Source organism: Providencia rustigianii (genome assembly GCF_900637755.1).
GTDB classification, from domain to species: Bacteria; Pseudomonadota; Gammaproteobacteria; order Enterobacterales; family Enterobacteriaceae; genus Providencia; species Providencia rustigianii.
On sequence record NZ_LR134396.1, the window covers coordinates 1,297,121 to 1,318,449 of the forward strand.

At 41.0% G+C, this 21,329-nt stretch carries 15 protein-coding genes; 5 read left to right on the forward strand and 10 right to left on the reverse strand.

Going from position 1 to position 21,329, the window contains the following annotated elements; genetic code table 11:
- The first annotated feature begins 360 nt into the window (after positions 1 to 360).
- From EL244_RS05870 to serS, 4 genes are all read left to right on the forward strand, one after another.
- Positions 361 to 3,984 carry a DNA translocase FtsK 4TM domain-containing protein gene (locus EL244_RS05870; RefSeq protein ID WP_126459453.1) on the forward strand — a complete coding sequence of 1,208 codons (3,624 nt, stop codon included), beginning with the start codon at positions 361 to 363 and terminating at the stop codon, positions 3,982 to 3,984.
- An 88-nt stretch (positions 3,985 to 4,072) separates the two neighbouring features.
- Complete coding sequence (gene lolA / locus EL244_RS05875; RefSeq protein WP_006813605.1) at positions 4,073 to 4,693, forward strand: outer membrane lipoprotein periplasmic chaperone LolA; 621 nt, start codon at positions 4,073 to 4,075, stop codon at positions 4,691 to 4,693.
- 25 nt (positions 4,694 to 4,718) lie between these two features.
- Positions 4,719 to 6,062, forward strand: a complete 1,344-nt coding sequence (locus EL244_RS05880; protein WP_126459456.1) for a replication-associated recombination protein A — start codon at positions 4,719 to 4,721, stop codon at positions 6,060 to 6,062.
- 103 nt (positions 6,063 to 6,165) lie between these two features.
- Complete coding sequence (gene serS, locus EL244_RS05885) at positions 6,166 to 7,458, forward strand: serine--tRNA ligase (RefSeq protein ID WP_006813603.1); 1,293 nt, start codon at positions 6,166 to 6,168, stop codon at positions 7,456 to 7,458.
- A 173-nt stretch (positions 7,459 to 7,631) separates the two neighbouring features.
- Here the strand turns inward: serS and EL244_RS05890 are convergent, their stop codons facing one another.
- The 5 genes from EL244_RS05890 to ycaO form a co-directional block, all read right to left on the reverse strand.
- Positions 7,632 to 8,465 carry a BPSS1780 family membrane protein gene (locus EL244_RS05890; protein ID WP_126459459.1) on the reverse strand — a complete coding sequence of 278 codons (834 nt, stop codon included), beginning with the start codon at positions 8,463 to 8,465 and terminating at the stop codon, positions 7,632 to 7,634.
- Between the two features lie 302 nt (positions 8,466 to 8,767).
- Complete coding sequence (gene pflA / locus EL244_RS05895; RefSeq protein WP_050767605.1) at positions 8,768 to 9,535, reverse strand: pyruvate formate lyase 1-activating protein; 768 nt, start codon at positions 9,533 to 9,535, stop codon at positions 8,768 to 8,770.
- 257 nt (positions 9,536 to 9,792) lie between these two features.
- On the reverse strand, positions 9,793 to 12,075 hold the full coding sequence (pflB, locus tag EL244_RS05900; protein WP_006813600.1) for a formate C-acetyltransferase: 2,283 nt from the start codon (positions 12,073 to 12,075) through the stop codon (positions 9,793 to 9,795).
- Positions 12,076 to 12,164: 89 nt separating this feature from the next.
- Complete coding sequence (gene focA, locus EL244_RS05905; protein ID WP_006813599.1) at positions 12,165 to 13,022, reverse strand: formate transporter FocA; 858 nt, start codon at positions 13,020 to 13,022, stop codon at positions 12,165 to 12,167.
- A 331-nt stretch (positions 13,023 to 13,353) separates the two neighbouring features.
- Positions 13,354 to 15,108, reverse strand: coding sequence for a 30S ribosomal protein S12 methylthiotransferase accessory factor YcaO (gene ycaO / locus EL244_RS05910; protein WP_112836453.1), 1,755 nt, complete (start codon positions 15,106 to 15,108; stop codon positions 13,354 to 13,356).
- 216 nt (positions 15,109 to 15,324) lie between these two features.
- Between ycaO and ansB the strand changes: the two genes are divergently transcribed.
- The gene (gene ansB, locus EL244_RS05915; protein ID WP_006813597.1) at positions 15,325 to 16,368 is read left to right on the forward strand and encodes an L-asparaginase 2; all 1,044 of its coding nucleotides are present in this window, start codon (positions 15,325 to 15,327) and stop codon (positions 16,366 to 16,368) included.
- Positions 16,369 to 16,455: 87 nt separating this feature from the next.
- Here the strand turns inward: ansB and EL244_RS05920 are convergent, their stop codons facing one another.
- The 5 genes from EL244_RS05920 to EL244_RS17890 all read right to left on the reverse strand — a co-directional run bounded on the left by EL244_RS05920 (position 16,456) and on the right by EL244_RS17890 (position 21,327).
- A complete protein-coding gene (locus EL244_RS05920) occupies positions 16,456 to 17,136 on the reverse strand; it encodes a bactofilin family protein (RefSeq protein ID WP_112836457.1) in 681 nt (226 codons plus the stop codon).
- Between the two features lie 277 nt (positions 17,137 to 17,413).
- Positions 17,414 to 17,860 (reverse strand): ferric iron uptake transcriptional regulator, encoded by a 447-nt coding sequence (gene fur / locus EL244_RS05925; protein WP_006813595.1) that lies wholly within the window; start codon positions 17,858 to 17,860, stop codon positions 17,414 to 17,416.
- A 229-nt stretch (positions 17,861 to 18,089) separates the two neighbouring features.
- The gene (gene fldA / locus EL244_RS05930; protein WP_006813594.1) at positions 18,090 to 18,617 is read right to left on the reverse strand and encodes a flavodoxin FldA; all 528 of its coding nucleotides are present in this window, start codon (positions 18,615 to 18,617) and stop codon (positions 18,090 to 18,092) included.
- A gap of 152 nt (positions 18,618 to 18,769) precedes the next feature.
- Complete coding sequence (ybfE, locus tag EL244_RS05935) at positions 18,770 to 19,063, reverse strand: LexA regulated protein (RefSeq protein WP_006813593.1); 294 nt, start codon at positions 19,061 to 19,063, stop codon at positions 18,770 to 18,772.
- Between the two features lie 173 nt (positions 19,064 to 19,236).
- Complete coding sequence (locus EL244_RS17890) at positions 19,237 to 21,327, reverse strand: type I secretion system permease/ATPase (protein ID WP_154600611.1); 2,091 nt, start codon at positions 21,325 to 21,327, stop codon at positions 19,237 to 19,239.
- Between the last annotated feature and the right edge of the window lie 2 nt (positions 21,328 to 21,329).

The window sequence follows — 21,329 nt, forward strand, 5'->3', positions numbered from 1 at the left end:
TGAGTTTACTCAGCGTTGTTCCGTTTTAGGTTATTCATTTCTGATGAGTTATCCTGCGGATCTCTCTTTCGAACACTATCTAGTCATTTATCGTCTTATACTCAAAAATAGTCAGAAATTTTCATTTCAATTTATTGATTTTAAAGCTATAAACAATTAAGAATTTTGACCTTAAATAGAGTTTGAATCCTCATTCGTAAGATGAAATACTGAATCTTATGGGATCTATGATGTGTTAATTTGCCTTAATCTGCTTAAAGCAGGCGCATTAAGGGGATTAGTGGTAGAATAATCATAGAGTAACCCCTTACTCAGTAACAACATTAGCCTGTAAGAACATCAGTCAGTAAAGAAACAATAATGAGCCAAGAATATACCGAAGATAAATACATCAAATTTAAAAAGCTCAGTAGCGGCAGACGGCTATTAGAGGTCATTTTGCTGGCTATCTGTCTTAGCGCTATCTTTTTAATGGTGGCGTTATTGAGCTTTAGTCCTTCTGACCCTAGCTGGTCCCAAACAACATGGGATGCCCCTGTTAAAAATTTAGGGGGCAGTATCGGCTCGTGGAGCGCCGATATTTTATTTTCTGCTTTTGGCATACTTGCCTTCGCTATTCCGCCGATTTTGCTATTAGGCTGTTGGGCCATTTATCATTATGAGAGTCAACGCCGTTATATTGATTTCTTCTCATTATCTTTACGCCTTATTGGTGGATTAGCCCTAATCCTGTCATCTTGCGGTTTAGCTGCACTCAATTTCGATGATTTACCTAATTTCGCATCAGGCGGAGTGATAGGCAGTGTATTTAGTAATGCAATCATGCCGTGGTTTAATTCCTTAGGGGCAACGCTAGCATTACTATTTTTATGGGCGATTAGCTTTACTTTATTTACGGGATGGTCATGGTTGACCATCGCTGAAAAATTGGGCGCTGGAATATTACTACCAATTACATTACTCACGAATCGTGCTCGTGGGGATGATTTGGATGAGTATGATTATGATGTTGAAGAAACAGAGGACGCATTACAACGTGCTCAGCAGGCCGAACATCAAGCAAATCATGATGCTCAAAGTATTGATATGGATGATGTCCTATTTTCAGCACCGACTGTTGCTGAATTGGTTCATGATGATATCGAACCGCAAGTTGAAAAGCAGCCATTAGCTCAAGATGTACAAGCAGTGACTCCAAGCATCCATCAATCCCAGCCTACATCATTTGTTGTACAGCCGATGGATGATGAACCGTTACCGACTTTTTCTGCAACGGATGAACCTCAAACCTACCATTTTAATGCGCCTGAAGATGAGCAAAAACAGGTAGATAATCAATATCAACAACCTGCGGTAAGCCAGAATCAATATGAAGAACGAGCGGCTCATAATGAGATAAAGGAGCCGTCTGTATTTGCTCCGCAGAATGAGCTCACTCATTTCAATTCACAACCGTATAATCAACAGCCACAAGTGGCTCCGGCAGCACCTGTTATTGAGGAGCCTGAGGCTTCGCCATCGTTTACATCGTCTGTACCGCCATCGACACCTGTGGTTGGAATGGAAACTCCGGATTTGAGCAAGCCATTAGTCTCCGACCGAGTTGCTAACTCAGCGGCGTTGGCAGCGGCAGGTATCTCGATTGCAGCAATGGATCGTCATGCGCAAGTTAAGAAAAATATGGAGCCAGAGTTACCGCGTCCAAATCCGGTACGCTTGCCAACTCGTCGCGAATTATATGGTATTCGTATTCCTTCTCTGCGTGATGCTGAATTGCAGCGCCGCCAAGAAGAAGCATCTCAGCGTGAACAAACCTATCAGCAACAGACTTCAGCTGAAGAGCCTGGGAATGAAGAGGTAAAAACGGACGAAGAGTTAGATCAAGAACGATTACTAAGTCTTCAATTTATGGAGCAACAACGTCAGCGTTATGGTGAAATTGATTCTGATGACCATAGTTTAGAGACACCGCCTCATTCAGTACAGGCTGAGCCACAGCCGGAAATACCCCAGGTATATACGTCTTCATATACTCAACCTAACATTGAGCATCGTTGGCCATCTGCATCTGCATCTGAATCGGATGAGGTCACTGTAGCGCCAACAGCATATAGCCAGCCATCAAATATTCATCACTTTACTGCTCATGTAGATGATGAACCGACATTAGAAAGTGAATACGATGATTTAGAGCCAAAAATTGATTTAAGCTCATCATTTTCAGTTTTAGAAGATTTTTCTCCTGTGGATGATCTCATCGATGATGAGCCTACCACACCGATATTTATGCCATCATTTACTGCACCTCCTGTGTCTACCCCACCAGAGGCACCTGTAAATAATTTTAATGTTGCAAATACGGCTGTACCGGCTCAAACTTTTGCGCAGCCGCAACAGCCGCAACAGCCGCAACAGCCGCAACAGCCGCAACAGCCACTGCAGGATAGTTTATTCCATCCATTTTTAGTCCGTAACGACCAACCGTTGCCAAAGCCAACGACACCTATGCCTTCCCTCGACTTGCTAGCGAGCCCGCCAGAGCAAGAAGAGCCGGTGGATATGTTCAAGTTGGAGCAAACGGGAAGATTGATTGAAGCACGCTTAAATGACTATCGCGTGAAAGCGGAAGTCGTTGGCTTCTCTCCTGGTCCAGTGATTACCCGTTTTGAGTTAGATTTAGCACCGGGCGTAAAAGCGGCGCGTATCTCAACATTATCGCGAGATCTTGCTCGTTCGTTATCAACCACCGCTGTGCGTGTTGTTGAAGTGATTCCGGGCAAGCCGTATGTTGGTTTAGAACTCCCTAATGAAAAACGCCAAACTGTTTATTTACGCGAAGTCTTAGATTGCGATGATTTTAGAAAGAATCCATCGCCGCTGACTATCGTGTTAGGTAAAGATATTGAAGGCGACCCAGTCGTTGCCGATTTAGCTAAAATGCCTCACTTACTTGTCGCGGGTACAACGGGCTCAGGTAAATCTGTTGGGGTCAACGCCATGATCCTCAGTATTTTGTATAAAGCGAAACCTGAAGATGTGCGCTTTATTATGATCGACCCTAAAATGTTGGAATTATCCATCTATGAAGGTATTCCTCATCTGCTCACTGAGGTCGTAACTGACATGAAAGATGCTGCCAATGCCCTGCGTTGGTGTGTCAACGAAATGGAACGACGCTATAAACTGATGTCCGCGCTAGGCGTGCGCAACCTTGCTGGTTATAACGATAAAATCAAAGCAGCTGCAGAGATGAATCGCCCAATCCCTGATCCATTCTGGAAGCCGGGCGATAGCATGGATATTGAACATCCAACATTGAAAAAAGAGCCTTACATCGTGGTAATGGTGGATGAATTTGCCGACTTGATGATGACCGCAGGGAAAAAAGTGGAAGAGCTGATTGCGCGTTTAGCACAAAAAGCACGTGCTGCGGGAATTCACCTTGTTTTGGCCACTCAGCGCCCTTCAGTGGACATTATTACGGGGTTAATTAAAGCAAATATTCCAACGCGTATTGCATTCACCGTATCCAGCAAAATTGACTCACGAACCATACTTGACCAAGGTGGCGCGGAATCTCTGCTAGGAATGGGGGATATGCTTTATCTTCCACCGAACTCATCAATTCCAATGCGCGTACACGGTGCGTTTGTTCGTGACCAAGAAGTTCATGCTGTTGTGAATGATTGGAAAGCTCGTGGTAAACCTCAGTATATTGATAGCATCACTTCATGCAGTGACGACAGTGATGGTGCTGGCGGTTATGACAGTGGTGATGAAGAGCTTGATCCACTGTTTGACCAAGCTGTTGAGTTTGTTGTTGAGAAGCAACGGGTATCAATCTCCGGTGTACAGCGTCAGTTCCGTATTGGTTATAACCGTGCTGCTCGTATTGTGGAACAGATGGAAAACCAAGGAATTGTCAGTGAGCCTGGACATAATGGTAACCGTGAAGTATTAGCTCCTCCATCGATGGGACATTAATAAAGAAATCTCCCAATTGCTGGTTTAATTCAAGGGGTGTATAAAGATACAACGCTTCTTGAGGTATTAATTTAAAGGTCTCTGTTCGATGAAAAAAATGATGTTATTAGGTGCGTTAGCCCTAAGTTTAAACGTAGGCCAAGTATTGGCGGATGCGAGTCAAGACCTTCAGGATCGACTGAGTAAGGTCAATAGTTTCCAAGCCAGTTTCACACAGAAAGTCACCAGTCCTGAAGGCGACTTGATCCAAGAAGGTGTTGGTGACTTGTGGATAGAGCGACCTAATTTATTTAACTGGAATATGACATCGCCAGATGAAAGTGTCTTAGTATCAGATGGTAAAAACTTATGGTTTTATAACCCATTTGTTGAGCAAGTGACGGTCACTAATTTGTCGGATGCGACCCAAGATACGCCATTTTTACTGATTACACGTAACAATCCGCAAGATTGGAAACAGTATTCTATTATCCAGCAGGGTAATAATTTTGATTTAAAACCAAAACAGACTAATGGCACGCTGAAAAGCTTCTCTATTACAGTTAACCCACAAGGTACCATTGAGAAGTTTGCGGCAGTTGAGCAAGATGGGCAAACCAGTGCTTATCAATTAAAACAGCAAAAAAATGGTGCTGTTGATCCAAGCAAATTTAAATTTACGGTACCGAAAGGTGTCACATTAGATGACCAGCGTTCTAAGGCTCACTAATGAATAGGCAGTAAAAGGGGACATAGTGGGAAACCTCTCTCTCGATTTTTCACAAAATGAATTCCAACCTCTGGCCGCGCGTATGCGGCCAGAGTCTCTTGAACAATATATCGGCCAAAAGCATTTACTTGCTCAAGGTAAACCTTTGCCTCGAGCAATTAAGGCCGGTCATTTACACTCGATGATCCTATGGGGACCACCGGGAACCGGTAAAACGACGTTAGCTGAAATTATTGGGCACTATGCACAAGCTGATATTGAACGCCTTTCAGCGGTCACTTCAGGCATAAAAGAGATCCGAGAGTCTATTGAGAAAGCACGCCAAAATCTCAGTGCAGGGCGCAGAACTATTTTGTTTGTGGATGAGGTTCACCGCTTTAATAAAAGCCAGCAAGATGCATTTTTACCTCATATTGAAGATGGCACGATTACCTTTATCGGTGCGACGACAGAAAACCCCTCTTTTGAACTCAATTCAGCATTGCTATCGCGTGCGCGAGTTTATTTATTGAAATCATTGGATGAGAGTGAAATTGAAGAGGTTTTACTTCAAGCATTGAGTGATAGCACCCGTGGATTAGGTGGGCAAAACATTATCCTACCTGATAGCACCCGAAAGATGATTGCTCAGTTAGTCAATGGTGATGCTCGACGCTCGTTAAATCTGCTGGAAATGATGGCGGACATGGCTGAAGCTGATAGCCAAGGTCAACGAGTTTTAACCTCTGATTTACTCAAAGAAGTTAGCGGGGAACGGGCGGTTCGTTTCGATAATAAAGGTGATCGCTATTACGATTTAATATCGGCGCTTCATAAATCGGTGCGAGGCTCTGCTCCAGATGCTGCGCTGTATTGGTATGCAAGAATTATTACCGCAGGTGGTGATCCTTTGTATGTGGCGCGCCGTTTATTAGCCATTGCCTCTGAAGATGTTGGTAATGCCGATCCGCGAGCCATGCAGGTCGCGATTTCCGCATGGGACTGTTTTACTCGGGTAGGTCCTGCGGAAGGTGAGAGGGCGATTGCTCAAGCGATAGTCTATTTAGCTTGTGCACCGAAAAGTAATGCCGTCTATACCGCATATAAAGCGGCAATCAAAGATGCTCAGATGCAACCTGATTATGATGTCCCTGAACATTTAAGAAATGCGCCAACAAAACTGATGAAAGAATTAGGTGTGGGGAAAGAGTATCGCTATGCTCATGATGAAGCTAATGCTTATGCTGCCGGTGAAAACTATTTCCCAGAGCCGATGAAGACGACCCGCTATTACTATCCGACTTCTCGCGGATTAGAAACTAAAATTGCCGAAAAACTCGACTGGTTAGCCCAACAGGATCAAATTAGCGTAACAAAACGCTATCGCTAAACTGGGCAATGGGGTAAGGTTATAAAGCAAAAATAATTTATATATAATGCCGGAGCGCATTATATCAGGTCCCATTATTTACTAACAAAATCACAGGATAAGCATGCTCGATCCAAATTTACTGCGTACGGAGCTAGACGCGGTTGCTACAAAACTGGCTCGCAGGGGTTTTACCCTTGATGTGGAAAAGCTGCGTGAATTAGAAGAGCGCCGCAAAGTTTTACAAGTTGAAACTGAGACCCTGCAAGCAGACCGTAACTCGCGATCGAAAACGATTGGTGCTGCCAAAGCGCGTGGTGAAGATATTGAGCCATTACGCTTGGAAGTGAACCAATTAGGCGAAAAATTGGATACTGCTAAAGCAGAGTTAGAGAAGCTTCAACAAGAAATCCGTGATATTGCGTTGAGTATCCCGAATATTCCTGATGATCAGGTTCCAGACGGTAAAGACGATTCTGACAACGTAGAAGTTGCGCGTTGGGGTGAGCCTCGTCAATACGATTTCGAAGTAAAAGATCACGTTAGTTTAGGTGAATTAGCAGGTGGTTTAGACTTCCCAGCAGCGGTGAAACTAACAGGTGCTCGCTTTGTTGTAATGAAAGGTCAAATTGCGCGTATGCATCGTGCATTGGCTCAATTTATGCTGGATTTACACACTGAAAAGCATGGTTACCAAGAGCTGTATGTTCCTTATTTAGTGAACCACGATACACTATATGGGACAGGCCAATTACCTAAATTTGGTGAAGACTTATTCCACACTAAACCATTGGAAGAAGAAGCGGATAGTAGCACTTATGCACTGATCCCAACGGCAGAAGTTCCAGTGACTAACTTGGTTCGTGACGAAATTTTAGATGAAGATGCTCTTCCACTAAAAATGACGGCACATACACCATGTTTCCGTTCTGAAGCCGGTTCTTACGGTCGTGATACTCGTGGTCTGATCCGTATGCACCAATTTGATAAAGTCGAATTAGTGCAGATTGTGCACCCAGAAAAATCAATGGAAGCACTGGAAGAATTAACGGGTCATGCAGAAAAAGTTCTGCAATTACTGGAACTACCATACCGTAAAGTGATCCTGTGCACAGGTGACATCGGGTTTGGTTCACGCAAAACCTATGATTTAGAAGTTTGGTTACCTGCACAAAATACATACCGTGAAATCTCTTCTTGCTCAAATATGTGGGACTTCCAAGCTCGCCGTATGCAAGCGCGTTTCCGTGGTAAGAGTGACAAGAAAACCCAACTGGTTCATACATTGAATGGTTCTGGTTTAGCGGTAGGCCGTACTTTAGTCGCTGTGCTGGAAAACTACCAGCAAGCAGATGGTCGTATTCAAGTGCCAGAAGTATTACGTCCATATATGAATGGATTAGAGTATATCGGTTAACCGATATTAAGCTCTTTATTGAAAGCCGTCCCTGTTCGCAGTGGCGGCTTTTTTGTATTAAAGCTATTGAAAAATAGCAATAAAAAAGCGGGAAAGTTAATTTCCCGCTCATCGTTCATGATTCTCGATTGTGGAGCCAATACCTTGAATTTATCTAGGCATCAGATTATATCTTACTGGATCAGCGAATTTGTTTGAGACTGTTTTGCTTCAGAGAAGAACAGACTACGATACGAGCTGTAGTAAGTCGCGTACATAATTGGCATTGAGATTAATAAGCCTAAGCCGAATGGGATCACTGAGACAATGATTAAAATTGCCATGATGATAAAGAATAAAATTCCCGGTAACAGGTTTTTCTTCACCGCTTGCAGGCTAGCAGAAATAGCAGCCCCCACTTTAAAGTCATGGTTCATGACCAATGCAGGAGCAAACCAGGTTAATGCCGTACCGACCAAACCCGCAATTGCCATGATAATTGTTGCGAACATAATAGAGCCACTAGAGGCTAAAATTGCGGCATCAGATGCGCCACCGTATTGATTAGCTTGCATTGCTAAATTAAATAGCGCAGAGCCTGCGACTAAGAATGCCAGTATCATACCCACTAGATTAGCAGCAAAGTTAACCGCACCTACTGCGAATAGAGCGCCGAATTTCTGCTGAAAGCCTGCAAATAGCAGACCTAGCTCAGCTTGTCCGGTTTTACGTTGGTTTTCACAGATAGCAATAATTCCGCCAACGAAGATTGGAGTAATAAACGTGAGCAGTAAATTCACGAATGGGATCATTGAAATAACAATAATAATGGCAAATAGCACAATATTAATCAGGATCCACATACCTAATTTTTCTTTAATCAGAGACCATGCTTGACTGATCCAATTAACACCATCACCTGCATCTGCTGAACGAGGTTCTGGGTTAAATACGAGGGTATCAGAAGGAGTTTGTGCATTCATTGGCGGGGTAGTGTTATTTTCCGCGCTAAAGTTTTCATTATTCATGGTAGAAATAAACCTATTTGTAGTGATGAGTTAGCAATATTTTATTATAGATAAGTATTGGAGTTATGTTTGTAGTAACCAACCTTATACCCTGCATTATGCATAGAAACATATTTATATTAAAGCAGACTATTCTGGTTAAGTATTATTAAGTTATTTGATTCAATTTTAAGATAATCAAAACTGTGAGGGAATTTATAGAGCTAAATAGGATTAGCATTGAATAAATTTCTATTTTTTAGAATAGGGGCAATATATTGCGGGTAATAAAAGGCCCTATTTGAAATAGAGCCTTTTTATCATCAATAAATAACTTTTTTACCGTAGCTTTCTAGAATATTTTTCACACGTTCCATGACGTCTTTTGACGGTGGTTTTACACCATCAAGTTTATATTCTTCACCCATGGTTTCCCATTTATGCTTACCCAGCTCATGGTAAGGTAGAAGCTCAATTTTTTCGATATTATTCATATCTTTAACGAATTCACCTAGCATATGAACAGAGTGGTCATCATCGCTCCAGCCCGGAACAACCACATAACGGATCCATGTTTTTTGGTTACGTTTGGCAAGGTAACGTGCAAATTCTAAGGTACGATGATTAGAAACACCAACCAGTTTTTGGTGAATTTCGTCATCCAGCTGTTTCAGATCTAACATGACTAAATCGGTGACTTCCATCAGTTCATCAATCACGGGATCATAACGACGTACAAATCCGTTAGTATCTAAACAGGTATGGATATTCTCTTTCTGGCAAGCACGGAACCAATCACGCACAAATTCAGCCTGTAAAATGGCTTCACCACCAGATGCAGTAACACCGCCACCAGTTGCATTCATAAAATGGCGATAAGTGACCGCTTCCTTCATTAATTCATCAACGGTGACCATCTTACCGGTATGAGTATCCCAAGTATCGCGATTATGGCAATACAAGCAACGCATTAAGCAGCCTTGAAAAAAGACAATAAAGCGAATTCCCGGGCCATCGACGGTACCACAGGATTCAAAAGAGTGAATTCGCCCAAATGTTGCCGGTGGCGAAGTTGTTGAAATTTCAGTCATTGGTATGATTTGTTCGGTTGACATAGCAGGTACTCCAAAATATCCATCATACTTTCAGCTGTAGGAGACATTGAGTTACTTGGGTATATACTTCAGTATATTAACCCCCGATATCTTCACTTGCCGATTATCTACGACTTACGTTATTTAGGATATAACCCATTAATTGCTGGGCTATAGTTTCTTATTAACTAAGCTAGAAAGGCCCCAAGTGGAGGGGCCTCTAATTTATTTTACTTTATAGTCTTAGCTAATTATTACAGAGTACTAGTGAAAGTACGAGTAATAACGTCTTGTTGCTGTTCTTTAGTCAGAGAGTTAAAGCGCACTGCATAACCAGATACACGGATGGTCAGCTGTGGATATTTCTCTGGGTTTTCCATTGCATCTAGCAGCATTTCACGGTTCATAACGTTCACGTTCAGGTGCTGACCGCCTTCGATAGAAGACTCGTGATGGAAGTAACCATCCATCAGACCTGCTAAGTTAGTTTTACGAACTTCATCATCTTTACCTAATGCATTTGGTACGATAGAGAAGGTATAAGAAATACCATCTTTCGCGTAAGCAAATGGCAGTTTAGCGACTGAAGTCAGTGATGCAACAGCACCTTTCTGGTCACGACCGTGCATTGGGTTTGCACCTGGTCCGAATGGTGCGCCTGCACGACGACCATCTGGAGTGTTACCTGTTTTCTTACCATACACAACGTTAGAAGTGATGGTCAGAACTGACTGAGTCGGAACCGCGTTACGGTAAGTAGGCAGTTTCTGAATTTTCTTCATGAAACGTTCTACTAAGTCACAAGCGATATCATCAACGCGTGGGTCGTTGTTACCGAATTGTGGGTATTCACCTTCGATTTCGAAGTCGATAGCGATACCATCTTCGTCACGAATAGGTTTAACTTTCGCGTATTTGATTGCAGACAGTGAGTCAGCAGCAACAGATAGACCCGCGATACCACATGCCATTGTACGATAAACATCACGGTCATGCAGAGCCATCAATGCAGCTTCATAGCTGTATTTGTCATGCATGAAGTGGATGCAGTTCAGTGCAGTGACATACTGAGTCGCTAACCAGTCCATGAATTGGTCCATACGATTCATCACTGTATCGAAATCGAGAACTTCGTCCAGGATTGGTGCATGTTTAGGACCAACTTGCATTTTCAGTTTTTCATCAATACCACCATTGATGGTATACAGCATGGTTTTCGCTAAGTTAGCGCGAGCACCGAAGAACTGCATTTGTTTACCAACAATCATTGGGCTTACACAACAAGCGATAGCATAGTCATCGTTGTTGAAGTCTGGGCGCATTAAGTCATCATTTTCATACTGCACAGAAGACGTATCGATAGAAACTTTTGCTGCGAACTTTTTAAAGTTCATAGGCAGTTTTTCTGACCACAGGATAGTCATGTTAGGCTCTGGAGATGGGCCCATGGTATACAGTGTGTTCAGGAAACGGAACGTATTTTTAGTTACCAGAGTACGGCCATCAAGACCCATACCTGCCAGTGATTCAGTTGCCCAAATTGGGTCACCAGAGAACAGCTCATCGTATTCTGGAGTACGTAAGAAACGTACCATACGCAGTTTCATGACTAAGTGGTCAATCAGCTCTTGCGCTTGTTCTTCAGTCAGTTTGCCTTCTTCCATATCACGTTGGATGTATACGTCTAAGAACGTAGATACACGACCAAATGACATTGCAGCACCGTTTTGAGATTTAACAGCGGCTAAATAACCGAAGTAAGTCCACTGAACGGCTTCTTGAGCGTTGGTTGCAGGACCAGAGATATCGTAGCCGTATTTAGCAGCCATCTCTTTAATTTGACCCAGAGCGCGGTGCTGTTCAGCAATCTCTTCGCGCAGTTGGATGGTCATTTGCAGGTCTTCACCTTTCTCTAATCTTTCTTGCAGAGAAGTGAATTGGTTGAATTTGTCTTTCATCAGGAAATCAATACCGTACAGTGCAACACGACGGTAGTCACCGATGATACGACCACGACCATAGGCATCAGGTAAACCCGTTAAGATACCTGATTTACGGCATTTTAAGATGTCTGGAGTATAAACATCGAAAACACCTTGGTTATGAGTTTTACGGTAGTCAGTGAAGATTTTTTTCAGACTTGGATCTAAAGCACGATCGTAAGCTTTACATGAACTTTCAACCATTTTGATACCACCGAACGGGATAAGACCACGTTTCAGAGGCGCATCAGTTTGTAAACCAACAACCGTTTCTAATTCTTTGCTAATGTAACCAGCATCATGGGAAGTGATGGTAGAAGCCACATCTGTGTCAAAATCAACAGGCGCATGAGTGCGGTTTTCGATTTTGATCCCTTCCATGACTTTTTCCCACAGCTTATCAGTCGCTGGAGTAGAGCCTGCTAAGAAAGATTCATCACCTTCATATGGAGTGTAGTTTTTTTGGATAAAGTCACGGACGTTGACGTTATTCTGCCAGTCACCGTGGTTAAAACCTTGCCATGCTAAAGCGAATTTTTCATTTAATTCGGACATGATACTTTTACCTTTTAACAATGGATCTTTGAGGGATCTTAATAAATCTTTGTGTACTTGTAATCGCGATAGCCATTAATCAAGAGAGATTAATGCTGATCACTACTACGTAGATGCATTAACCAGTAAATCAGGCCGACTAACACTGCGCCGCCAATAATATTTCCGATAGTTACTGGTATTAAATTTTCGGTAATAAAATTCCCAACGGTTAAGTTAGAAAATTGTTCTGGTGCCATGTTGATATTTGACCAAAATTCAACAGGGGCGAATTCTTTAATCATGATAGCTAGAGGGATCATAAACATATTTGCAATGCTATGTTCAAAGCCGCTAGCGACAAACATTGCGATTGGCAGAATCAATACTACCAGTTTGTCAGTTAAGCTACGACCTGCATAACTCATCCAAACGGCTAGGCATACCATCAGGTTAGCTAAGATACCTAAAAACACAGCCTCAACAAAGGTATGGTGCAATTTATAGTTAGCTGTTTGTAGAACATTTAGACCCCACTGACCGTTTGCAGCAGCGTATTGTCCAGCAAACCAAATAATGAAAACAAAAAATAACGCACCGATTAAGTTACCTATATAGACGTTAAACCAGTTTAGGAACATTTTTCCCCAAGTGATTTTGCCCGTTGCTTTAGATACGATGGTAAGAACAGTGGATGTAAATAAGTCAGCACCGCATACAACAACTAACATTAATCCAAGGGAGAAGCAGATACCGCCAATCAGTTTAGTGAAACCGTAAGGAGCACTTGCTGCACCTGTTGTTGCAGTGATATAGAAAACGAAAGCGATAGAGATAAAGATACCAGCAGTGAATGCTGACAAGTAGGTAATAGCTGGGTGTTTGTTCGTTTTATAAACACCTACATCATCAGCAACTTGCGCCATGACAGCAGGAGATAATAAATTAAAAGGGTTGTCAGCTTTCATACTAACACTCTCTTACAAAGTTGATTAATTATAGCACGCAATTATAGTAACAAACGGGCGTTCTGATAAATTTGATGTGGATCATGAAGTGTTAAGAGAATGGGGTTTGAATAGCTCAAAAAACGTCAAAAATCGGTATAACTGATTGATTTTAATCATAAAAATATTTTTTAAATTTTATAAATTTTTTTTATAGAGAGCAGCTAAACACGTCTAATAAGTAAATTTATACAGAGGAATGTTAATTAATTTCGACAATTATTATGTGATTGAAATCAAATATTACTTAAGTAAAGATAAAGGCCCGAAGGCCAATATCGTATTTAGATATTTATGCGTTAGCTCGTTTTGCTTTTTGCAGCTTTTCATAAGCAGCTAATAGCCCTTGATGAGCCGGTAAAGCTTTTAAATTTTCATCAATTGACCATAGGCCGTAAAAACAAGATTCACCTGCAATCGCTGCTGATGCCGCATCGACCGCTTCTTGGCCATACATGCGAACAAATGCATTGTAATATTGCGCAGGATCTCTATCTTCTTCTAGGGAAAGTAGCAGTAGTGTTTGTAGGCAACGGTAATAGTTGGCTCGTTCAGGTGTAAATGCCGAACCATTAAAATCTTGAGTCCACTCTACCCACGCAAGAGCTTGCTCAAGATCACCACCAGCTAGTGCTAACATCGATTTTAATTCACCAATGCGTAGATTGCTCCAGCCATTATCTTTACCTACAGCCAAACCTAGCAATTCGCGTACACGGGTGAAGTCATCTAATCCATCATCATCTAATTGCTCAATCAGGGCCAGATAATCGGCTTTTTCCCATGTGCTATCAGGTAAGCTCATGATGGTGTCGCGTAAATAAGCCCCCATGGCATTGTTGGCAATGTGCAGGTCTTCAACAGGATAAATATCAGACATTCCCGGCACTAAAATACGACAAGCATAGACACCCAGATGATTGTAGTCAGCAATATATACTTCAGCATCTAGCTTATTGAAAATACTAATCAGAGTTGCAAACTCTTCAGTTGTAGAGCCTTTAAAACTCCAGTCCACGAATGGATAATCAGCGTCATCTTTGAATAGATCCCAGCTAACTAAACCGCTTGAATCAATGAAGTGAGTTTCTAAGTTAGTATGTTCTGCTACTTCTTCATCATCGAAAGTCGGTGCGTTGAAGACATCTAAATCTTTCAGGCCACGACCTTGCAGTAATTCAGTGACTGTTCGTTCTAATGCCACACCAAAGTCAGGGTGAGCGCCAAAGGAAGCGAAGCAGGTTCCGTTTTGTGGGTTAAATAGAACCACACAAATTACTGGAAATTGCCCACCCAGAGAGGCATCGTAACAAAAAATTGGGAAGCCTTCTTTTTCCAGTGTATTGATAGCTTCAACAACGCCAGGATAACGAGACATTACGTCATCAGGAATAGTTGGTAGGCTAATACTTTCAGCAATTATTTTGTTTTTTACGAAACGTTCAAAGACTTCAGATAGCCCTTGAACACGAGCTTCATTCGCTGTGTTTCCAGCAGACATACCATTAGAAACATACAGATTACCGACAATATTCATTGGTATATACACAGTGCTATTATCAGATTGACGAGTAAATGGTAAAGCGCAGATGCCGCGCTCTTCATTACCCGATTGTAAGTCGATTAATTGACTTGCAGCGAGCTCGTTATCGGGATCGTAAAATTTGACTAGACGTTCATCTAACAGGCCTTGTGGTAGGCTGTCATCTTCAGGCAGTGGGAACCATTTCTCATCAGGGTAATGAACAAAATCACCTTCAGCAATGGATTTACCTAAATAAAAATCTGCAAAGAAATAGTTTGTGGATAAACGCTCAAAATATTCACCTAATGCTGAGGCTAATGCCGCTTTTTTGCTAGCACCTTTACCGTTGGTGAAACATAACGCGCACTCTTTATCTCGAATATGAACCGACCAAACATTTGGCACAGGATTTAGCCAAGAGGCTTCTTCTATATCAAAACCTAACTTTTGTAGCTTAGTTTGGAATGCATTAATGGAGTCTTCGAGAGCGGCATCTTTGCCGGGAATAAATGTTTGGCTCATTGTCAGTCACTTGTAAATGGCATGTTTCAGATATTGACTATGATACGGGCTTTTCCTTTACTGCTCACGCTTTTTATTCAAGACAATGTCATAGTGGAAAATTAAAATTTATTAAAATGACAAAGTAGGTCACAACACTTTGAGATTAAATCCACATAATAACGTGAGTTTATTTAAATTAGAAAATGGCTATTTATTGAGTTAAAGGAAAATAGGATGAAAAACAGAAATAAAGCTCTACTAGCGACACTGGTTTCACTGTTTGCCGTATCTGCATTTGCACAGCCTAATATCACTGTATTGGCAACGGGAGGAACAATTGCTGGTGGTGGCGAATCGGCGACGGGGTCAAGCTACCAAGCGGGTAAAGTTGGGATTGATTCGTTGTTAAACGCAGTTCCTGAGACCAAAAAAATTGCAAATCTGAGTGGTGAGCAGTTAGTTAATATTGGCTCTCAAGACATGAATGACCAAGTTTGGTTGACCTTAGCTAAAAAAATTAACCAAGATTGTAATAAAACTGATGGATTTGTGATCACTCATGGTACTGATACCATGGAAGAAACTGCATTTTTCCTTGACTTAACTACATCCTGTAAAAAACCGATTGTGATGGTGGGGGCAATGCGACCTTCTACTGCATTAGGGGCTGATGGCCCTCTTAACCTGTATAACGCGGTTATTTTAGCATCAGACAAGTCAGCTGGAGATCGTGGCGTATTGATGGCAATGAATGACAAAGTGATCCAAGGTCGCAATGTCATGAAAATGAGCACCACGGAAGTTCAAGCGTTCGATGCCGTCAATGGTGGTGCGGAAGGGTTTATTCATGATGGAAAAGTGACCTACTATCAAGCGGCTCAACCTCGTAGTGATAAAGCCGCTTTTGATGTGAGTAAGTTAGAGAAATTGCCTGCGGTCGGTATTGTTTATAATTATGCCAATGCTTCAGCTGCTCCAGTTAAAGCATTACGTGAAGAAGGTGTGCAGGGGATCGTGAGTGCTGGTGTAGGTAACGGAAATATGTATAAAACTATTTTCGATTCTTTAGCCAATGCTGCTAAAGACGATATTGTTGTGGTGCGCTCAAGCCGAGTACCAACTGGCTATACAACGCGTAATGCAGAAGTTGATGATAATTTATATGGTTTTGTCGCATCAGAAAGATTAAGTCCACAAAAAGCACGAGTTTTACTTCAGTTAGCCTTAACTCAAACTAAAGATCCGAAAAAAATCCAGGAAATGTTTGAGCAATACTAATTTGTCTTAAAGTAAAGGCGACATTGATGTCGCCTTTACTTCATCAATATGAATGCGTTTCTATTAAGTAAGCATATTTTATCGAAATTAGAGTGAACCAACATCTGGCGTTAGGTTTTGAAGGTGTTCATCCAATTTTAATTTTTCTTTAAATACGGTGATATTATCGTTAGTTTTGGTGGCTGATTTTACTTCTGCATGACCGGAGAATACTCCCCCTTTTTTAATCGATAGACTCGAATAACGGATGGTTCCGTATATTTCACCATTAGTATCTATATTAATGGTTTCGGACAGGCACTCACCTTCAACTTTGCCGTTAACTAATAATTCACTACTAGTTATATTGCCGGTAACATGGCCGTTTTGCATAATTTTAACTGTGTTATTTTTACCTACGATATTGCCTATTACTTTTCCATAAATATGGACTTGTTCATTGGAGGTAATATTTCCTTCAAAAATAACATCGCGAGCAATAACGGTATTGGTTTTGTCTTCACTAATCACTGGCGTTGATGCTAATGATTTTTCCTCTATTACTTGGGATGTGATTTCTTCTCTATTGATAGTAGGGGTGGGTTCTGACTTACTTTGCTTTTTGTTGAACATGTGGCTAACCTTTTTATGATTGAAATATAAAGCTAAACAGATGATTGAAGATATGAACGCAATGATGGCAACCGTTGAATATCTAAAAAACCACGCTATCAAAGTAAGAAGCCAGAAGAAAAAACCAGTATTAAGAAATAGATATGTTTTTTTCATTCCATAATCTCTTACACATTAATTTGATAATAAGTTTAAATTAAAATAGTACAGAACAATTTAAAGAATAGAAGATAATTTCAGTTTTATCTGAGGAAATTAAGTTGTTTATTTTTTATAAATAGCCGTAGATACACAAATTTAGAATGGAAAGGAGAAGTTTACTGGCAGATATAAGTAAAAATACCCATTAATAAACATTAGATGGGTATTTTAATATTAAAGTGCTTATTGCAGTAATGAGCAGCTTTATTAGAAATTATTAATCACGAAGTGATTATTTTTCTTCGTGAGCATCCGCATTATCACGGCAGTCACCTTCAGCGCAGTGACCGTATAGATATAAACTGTGATTAGACAGTTTGATTCCGTGACGTGTTGCAATGTCTCTTTGGCGTGACTCAATCGACTCATCTGTAAACTCAATCACTTTACCACAATCTAAGCAGATTAAATGGTCATGGTGATGTTGTTGGGTCAATTCGAATACAGATTTGCCACCTTCGAAGTTATGACGAGTTACAATGCCTGCATCATCAAACTGATTTAATACGCGGTATACCGTCGCTAAACCAATTTCTTCACCGATATCGATCAGCTTTTTATAGAGATCTTCCGCGCTGACGTGATGGCACTCAGGCTCCTGAAGTACTTCCAAAATCTTCAATCTCGGAAGAGTGACTTTGAGTCCTGCATTTTTCAATGCTTTATTATTATCTGTCATGCGGGTTTGTCCTGTATCTTAAATCATAAATTTAACAATAATGAGACATTTTTAACAAAAATCCAGTTGTCTTCTAAACTGATTTACAATTATAGGCATGGAAAATAAAAATAGAAACCATGCATTGTCTCATTATTTTGATGATGTTCAAAAAGCGTGTCCATAATAGGATATCTAATCGACATCTTATCTGCTGGATCACGCTTTTAATTGGCAACTAATGTCATTCTTAACCAAGAATTTCAGCCAGAGACATTTCTTCAGAGATTTGTTTTACCCACGCGTCTACACGTTCTTCCGTTAACTCAGGTTGACGGTCTTCATCAATGGCTAAACCAATAAAGTGATTGTCGTCTGCCATTCCTTTAGAAGCCTCAAAATGGTAACCTTCCGTTGACCAATGGCCAACGATCACGGCACCGCGAGGTTCGATAATGTCACGGATAGTGCCCATCGCATCGCAGAAATATTCAGCGTAGTCTTCTTGATCTCCACAACCAAACAATGCAACTAGCTTGCCATTAAAGTCAATTTCTTCCAGAGTTGGGAAGAAATCATCCCAGTCACATTGTGCTTCACCATAGTACCAAGTTGGGATGCCAAGCAGTAGAATGTCAAAAGCTTCAATATCTTCTTTTGTGCATTTAGCAATATCGTGGACTTCTGCTACGTCTTTGCCTAATCTTTCTTGGATCATTTTGGCAATATTTTCTGTGTTACCTGTGTCACTTCCGAAGAAAATGCCTATAACTGCCATAAAGTGATTAACCTCTTGTTTTTCTAGCGGACAGAAAAATTTTCTGTTATCGCTAAAACTAAAATAGAACGAAAATAGGTACAATTTGCGCCTTATTTTGGCGAAAAACCCGGTGTAAGTCTGTCAAATTTGTGTGATTTATTCAGATGAAGCTAGCGGTTAACTATTTCACTAACCTGCTCAAGTTGAGCCATTAAAATTTCTTCAATTAACTCACTACGGCTTATGTTTTTCTCTTCAGCTAACTGATTTAAGACCGCGACAGCTTCTTCATTTAATTTTAACTCAACGCGACGTAATCCTTTGACTTTATCTCGTCTTAGTTGATTTCGCTTGTTGATTCGTAATTGCTCATCCCGCGATAACGGACTAGTTTTTGGTCGCCCAGGCCTGCGTTCTTCAGCAAACAAATCCAGTGTGGTGCGATCAGTTTGTTCTTTTGCCATATCTACTATTGCTAAAGGAAGGGGTGTGCCAGTAATTCAGCGCGCAATGATACCCTAGCTGAATCCCTAGTGCTATAGGTGTATGCTTAGCTAAGCTATTTAATAGATTAAAAAAAGAACTCTTTTATGAAAAAAGCATCACGAATATTGACTGTGATGCTTTTTTAATCTGATTAGTGGGTTTGCTGCCGCCATAAACTGGCATAAATTCCATTTCGTTTTAGCAGGTTTTGGTGAGTATCTGCTTCTGCAACTTCGCCATCGCGAATGACATAAATTTTATCAGCCCCCATAATAGTATTGAGCCGATGTGCAATACTAATGACTGTTCGCCCTTCAGTGATCATTGGCATATTTGCCATGATGGCAGACTCTGATTCATAATCTAAGGCTGATGTCGCTTCATCGAGGATCAATATATCGGGTTCAGTGAGTAGGGCGCGAGCTAAAGCAATCCGTTGTCGCTGCCCCCCAGATAAATTGAGTCCTTTTTCTGATAAAGGGTAATTAAAATTGTCAGGTAAAGACATAATAAAATCGTAAGCTCCAGCTAATTTTGCCGCTCGAATAATTTGCTCATCATTGGCTTGGGGTAGGCTTAATCGAATATTCTCTGCAATTGTTCCGACAAACAAAGTACTTTCCTGTAGTACCACGCTCATTCGTCGACGTAGTGCGACGGTATCTGCGACGGCTAAATCCATACCATCGACAATAACTTGCCCATGCTGTGGAATGTATAACCGCTGTAATAGTTTGGTTAGGGTGCTTTTCCCCGAACCAGAAGGCCCTGTTATCCCAATAAATTCTCCTGCTTTAATTGATAAGCTAAGATTATTTAATACTTCAGGGGTTTCTGGCTGATAACGAAAGCGAATATTTTGAAACTCAATTTGGCCTTGGATGGTAGCTGAGCTGGCAATACCTTTTCGCTCGTTCTCAATGGGTTTATCTAAAATGTCGCCAACTCGGCGTAGTGAAATAATGGTGTGTTGAAAATCCTGCCAAATTTGTGCGAAGCGTAATACAGGCTGAGTCACATGAGCGCTCAGCATATTGTAGGCGACGAGTTCACCTGGCGTGATGTTACCGTTGAGCACTTCTTTAACACCAATCCACAGTAACAGAGCCGTTGTGATTTTACTGACCAATGTCATCAACTGAGTGGCAATTACGCTGCGTATGGATACTTTGAAGTTTTGGGTTAATTGTTTACTGAGTATTTTTTGCCAGCGTTGATAAAAATATTTCTCAGTTGCTGTGGTTTTAATCGTCTCAATACCGCTAATGGATTCCGTTAGAAAAGTTAGTCCGTTTTCATCAGCTTGATAAGATTTCTCGGTTTGTTGGCGAATGACGGGGCCTAAAATCATCCAAAGAATAAAAAAGACACCCATCGAGCCAACTAATAGCCATGTCATTATGCTGCTATAAGAAAAGAGCACGGCAATAAATAAAATGACAAAGATAAAATCGATAAACAGCATGAGAGTTGAGCCTGTTAAAAATTGGCGGATATGGGCTAGCTCTCGAACTCGTGCAATAATTTTTCCCGTAGGTCTTAATGTAAAATAATTTAGCGGTAATGCCATCAGATGGCGATAAATCTTACCTGATAGTTCTGCACTAATTTGGGAACTAGTATGACTAAATATTTTATTTCGAATAAAGCTGTAGATGGGTTCTGCAATAGCAATAGCCAATATTGCTAGAGCGAGTATATGCAGATTTGGTAAGCTGCGCCCGACTAAAACTTTATCAATAAGATTTTGAAATAATAAAGGACTGATTAAGGCAAATAACTGTACAATTGCAGCTAATATGAAAATATTTTTTAGTTTAAAGCGTTGACGAATAATTGATGGGATAAACCAACCGATTCCAAAAGCTCTTTTTTGTTCCGGCTCAAGTTGCTCTTTAATAAGCAGTACGGGGTATTCTAATTGATTATTATCCTGCCATTGGACTATTTTACCTCCTTGCGCTGACATCACGGTCAATGGCTGGTTTTGAGTTAAAATATGCCATTGCTGATCGATAAAAATCAGTGCCGGCAGTGGAATTTGAGCCAATTGCTGGTAGGTTAGGGAAACTTGTTGAGTTTCATAGCCAATGACTTGAGCACATTCTCTGAGCTCTAAATCAGTCGGTGAAATAGTTTGCATACCAATGGCATGCATTAGTTGTTCTTTAGTCACGTTTTTTTGATAATGATTAGCTATCCACACTAAGGCTTCCAAGCCGTGATTATTTATCGCTTCCATCG

Bases quoted from the DNA above. Each gene is read 5' to 3' on its own strand.
- EL244_RS05870 (WP_126459453.1), top strand. From the start codon at position 361: ATGAGCCAAGAATATACCGAAGATAAATACATCAAATTTAAAAAGCTC.
- lolA (WP_006813605.1), top strand. From the start codon at position 4,073: ATGAAAAAAATGATGTTATTAGGTGCGTTAGCCCTAAGTTTAAACGTA.
- serS (WP_006813603.1), top strand. From the start codon at position 6,166: ATGCTCGATCCAAATTTACTGCGTACGGAGCTAGACGCGGTTGCTACA.
- EL244_RS05890 (WP_126459459.1), bottom strand. From the start codon at position 8,465: ATGAATAATGAAAACTTTAGCGCGGAAAATAACACTACCCCGCCAATG.
- pflA (WP_050767605.1), bottom strand. From the start codon at position 9,535: ATGACTGAAATTTCAACAACTTCGCCACCGGCAACATTTGGGCGAATT.
- pflB (WP_006813600.1), bottom strand. From the start codon at position 12,075: ATGTCCGAATTAAATGAAAAATTCGCTTTAGCATGGCAAGGTTTTAAC.
- focA (WP_006813599.1), bottom strand. From the start codon at position 13,022: ATGAAAGCTGACAACCCTTTTAATTTATTATCTCCTGCTGTCATGGCG.
- ycaO (WP_112836453.1), bottom strand. From the start codon at position 15,108: ATGAGCCAAACATTTATTCCCGGCAAAGATGCCGCTCTCGAAGACTCC.
- ansB (WP_006813597.1), top strand. From the start codon at position 15,325: ATGAAAAACAGAAATAAAGCTCTACTAGCGACACTGGTTTCACTGTTT.
- EL244_RS05920 (WP_112836457.1), bottom strand. From the start codon at position 17,136: ATGAAAAAAACATATCTATTTCTTAATACTGGTTTTTTCTTCTGGCTT.
- fur (WP_006813595.1), bottom strand. From the start codon at position 17,860: ATGACAGATAATAATAAAGCATTGAAAAATGCAGGACTCAAAGTCACT.
- fldA (WP_006813594.1), bottom strand. From the start codon at position 18,617: ATGGCAGTTATAGGCATTTTCTTCGGAAGTGACACAGGTAACACAGAA.
- ybfE (WP_006813593.1), bottom strand. From the start codon at position 19,063: ATGGCAAAAGAACAAACTGATCGCACCACACTGGATTTGTTTGCTGAA.
- EL244_RS17890 (WP_154600611.1), bottom strand. From the start codon at position 21,327: ATGGAAGCGATAAATAATCACGGCTTGGAAGCCTTAGTGTGGATAGCT.